We start from the raw sequence: 3,303 nt of genomic DNA, 5'->3' as shown, positions 1-3,303 counted from the left end.
AGATTGAGACTCCCGCCATATGAATGAGCAATGGCTTCCAACCTCAAAGAGGCGGGAGGCTTGATCGGAGGGAAAGATTCAAGGACGCCTAAGCGTCCTTGTGCGAGGCGCAGGTCATGCTATGCATGACATACTACATTGATGCACCTCTGCAATCCGCCGGAGGCTTCATCTTGGAGGGAGATTGAGACTCCCGCCATATGAATGAGCAATGGCTTCCAACCTCAAAGAGGCGGGAGGCTTGATCGGAGGGAAAGATGAAATGTTTAAAAACAGGGTGGAAATGTGTGTGCAGGGATTTTCACAGGATTCATCTGGTGGACCGCTGCCTGATCGTTTTTATGGCCCTTCTGTTAATACAGTCAGCTTACAGCCTGGTCACCCGCAGCGGAGGGATCGGGCAGTCAAATGAAATTGATGTCATAGTGCGCACTTCGGCGGCCAGTATTTTCGGATATTTTCTCAGCGCCAATTTTATCAGGCGGGATCCTGAAAGGCCGGAGTTTAATGGGGAGTCCCTGGACCAGGAAGGGCCGGAATCAAACGGGCCGGAATCAAACGGACCGGATACGGTTAGCGGAAGGCTCCAGATTCTGATCGCAACAGTGATCGGAGTGTTTTGTTTAGTGACACTGATCTTGATGAGGGATCTGGGAGGAGGGTCAGACGCCGGATGGTCCGCAACCGCTGCGGCTACTATTACCCAGTTTCGGGATTTTGTGTCCGGGTGCGTGGGCTTTTTGATCGGCTGTCCCACATCCGGGAAACAATAGAGGGAATTAAGGAGTATTTGTGATGGCTCACCGCTTAAAGAGGCGGGAGCATTGATCGGAGGGAAAGATGAAGGACATTATATTGTGCCATCCCCGTCTGCAGGCGATGGCAGGAAGGCTGATAGAAGAGTGCGGCAGGCAGGGGCTGCAGATCAAGATAGGAGAGACGCTTCGCACCGTGGAGGAACAGGATGCTTTGTATGCCCAGGGCAGGACCAGACCGGGAAATATCGTGACCAATGCTCCCGGCAGCAGCTACAGCTCCTATCATCAGTGGGGGACGGCCTTTGATATTTACCGCAATGACGGGACAGGGGCCTACAATGACGCCGGCAGTTTTTTCAGCAAAGTGGGAGCCATAGGAGTATCCCTGGGGCTGGAGTGGGGCGGGAACTGGAAATCCATTGTGGACAAACCGCATTTTCAGCTGCCTGACTGGGGCAGCAGTACGGTTGGGATTAAAAAGCTTTACAAAAATCCGGAAGCGTTTATGAAGACATGGGCGGATAAAGAACGGTATGGGTGGATCAAAGACAGCAACGGCTGGTGGTACCGCAGAGCAGATGGGACTTACCCGGCTAACAAATGGTGTGTCATTAACCACCACTGGTACCTGTTTAATAAGGATGGTTATATGTGCACCAGCTGGCACCGCTGGGACGGCAGGGTATGCAATCCGGAGGATGGCTCCGGGGACTGGTATTATTTTGACCCGACCCAGGACGGTGCCCAGGAGGGCGCCTGCTGGCACAGCAGGGAAAACGGGGCGCAGGAGATCTGGTATATAGATAAAACAGATGATATTTAGCAAGAACATGGTCCGGATTCCATCCGGTCAATGGTCCTAAGGCTTCCATCATGTTTTGACTGGTGAACCTTAGGACCTGCCACGTTATTCCTTTGCACATCCATCCTAAGGCCGGGTCCTCGTATTTAAAAGCTGTCCGTATACTTTTGCTTAAATGTAATGGGAGTCATTCCTTTTAGCTTTAAGAAGTTTCGCGTAAAAGTTTTTGGATTGTTATATCCCACCTCGTAGGCGGCCTCCAGCACTGTTTTGGCTGGGATCAGGAGCAATTCGCTGGCTTTGTTGACCCGGACCTGATTTAAGAATTCAGTAAAATTCTGCTCCACCTGGTAGATCAGCAGCTCGTTCATCTGAGACACCGACAGGCCGAACTGATGGGCGATATCCTTGGCATTCAGATCGTCCGCATAATTCCGGTAAATATAGTTGATCACCGAATACACAGTGCGTGTTTCTTCAATCCGCAGGATATTCTGTACCTTTTGGTAAACCTTTCTGTAATCACTGATCTTTGAGCCTATACGGGCTGCAAATACTTTGGATATGTGCGATTCGTCTACATAACCAAGAAATTCTGACATCTCCTTTAACGTAAAATCCGTATACATAATAAAATTAATGGTTTTCCCGATTCGTATCTCATTGAGCAGATCAAAAAAGGAAAGTCCTGTGTTGCTGGTAAGGTAGGAACTGATGGTGGACGGGCTGCAGTTAAAAAGGGAAGACAATTTTTCCAGGGTCAGTTTTTCACTGCAGTGCAGATAGATATACCGCAGGATTTCCGTATAATCTGTGAGAATCTCATCAGGCTCGGTTTTCTGTTTCTGGGACAGGCGGATGTAATGGATCATCATTTGGACCAGGATACTGATCAGGTTTACATTGTGGAAGGAGTTCTGCGAGGAGCCGAGACAGAGTGAATCCGTGTTAAGCTCCCCGGAGAGGGCGTCCAACAGGTATTCGATCGTGTCATCCCTGGCGCTGAGGGAGACAACGGGGTGGTCCTCCATGGCGGTGAGGAAGGATTCCGTCTGGCCGTCCTCATTGCTGAATATCTTCACCGCCCGTGTAACGGCGTCATAGTTATAGGTGATCAGCTTGTATTGTAAAGGTTCATCAATCTGGACTACGTCACTTATCTGCCATGGCAGTACAGAGACAAGGGTGTTGGGGCAAAGGGGATATGACTGGTTTTGTATCAGCAGTTTACCTGAACCGGAAGTGATGAGCCAGAAACGGGCATCCTGGTGGATCAGTGGAATGGGCTGTATGGTTGTATTATTAATCTCATAGCTGCAAAGCTTTCCGTTGAGCTGTGACCGAGCGGCTGGCTGCTTGATGGTTCTGGGTTTCATGAAATGCTCCTCCTTCGTGTAATGGGTAGTGTCAAGTTTCACTACCTGTTTTATTGTTTAAACCTTGATTTTATGGGAGTTTGCAATAAAAAGAGCAATGACCTCCCTTTTTTTGGTATAATGTCCTCGACCAAAATTCCAAAATACCAGAAAGGATTTCATTGCTCATGGACATTATACTTTATTTACTTAACATTATTCAATACCTTTATCGCCAAAACTGCTGGCTAATCAACTTTATTTGCAGATACATCCCTCTCAAACAGTGGGCTTTTGATGATTCTCATTCTCCCAAGTACCAAAAATTCAAAATTGATGAGCTTCCTCTGATCACTGACTTCCGGCAAGACTGGACTTACAAGGATCT

At 48.5% G+C, this 3,303-nt stretch carries 3 protein-coding genes and 1 pseudogene; 3 read left to right on the top strand and 1 reads right to left on the bottom strand.

The genetic code is table 11. The annotated features are described in order from the left end of the window. Positions 1-257: 257 nt before the first annotated feature. Positions 258-773: a hypothetical protein gene (locus HMPREF9469_RS06815; protein WP_007860381.1), complete on the top strand. Its 516-nt coding sequence runs from the start codon at positions 258-260 to the stop codon at positions 771-773. Positions 774-840: 67 nt separating this feature from the next. Then, entirely contained in the window at positions 841-1,581 is a 741-nt protein-coding gene (locus tag HMPREF9469_RS06810) for a M15 family metallopeptidase (protein WP_007860380.1), read from the top strand. Positions 1,582-1,706: 125 nt separating this feature from the next. Here the strand turns inward: HMPREF9469_RS06810 and HMPREF9469_RS06805 are convergent, their stop codons facing one another. After that, complete coding sequence (locus tag HMPREF9469_RS06805; protein ID WP_007860378.1) at positions 1,707-2,936, bottom strand: helix-turn-helix domain-containing protein; 1,230 nt, start codon at positions 2,934-2,936, stop codon at positions 1,707-1,709. Between the two features lie 167 nt (positions 2,937-3,103). Between HMPREF9469_RS06805 and HMPREF9469_RS33740 the strand changes: the two are divergent. After that, positions 3,104-3,303, top strand: a pseudogene (locus tag HMPREF9469_RS33740) (transposase); the annotation flags it as partial.

It is taken from the genome of [Clostridium] citroniae WAL-17108, assembly GCF_000233455.1.
GTDB classification, from domain to species: domain Bacteria; phylum Bacillota; class Clostridia; order Lachnospirales; family Lachnospiraceae; genus Enterocloster; species Enterocloster citroniae.
Note: the sequence above shows the minus strand (reverse complement) of the source record. Positions and strands in the feature narration are given on the sequence as shown.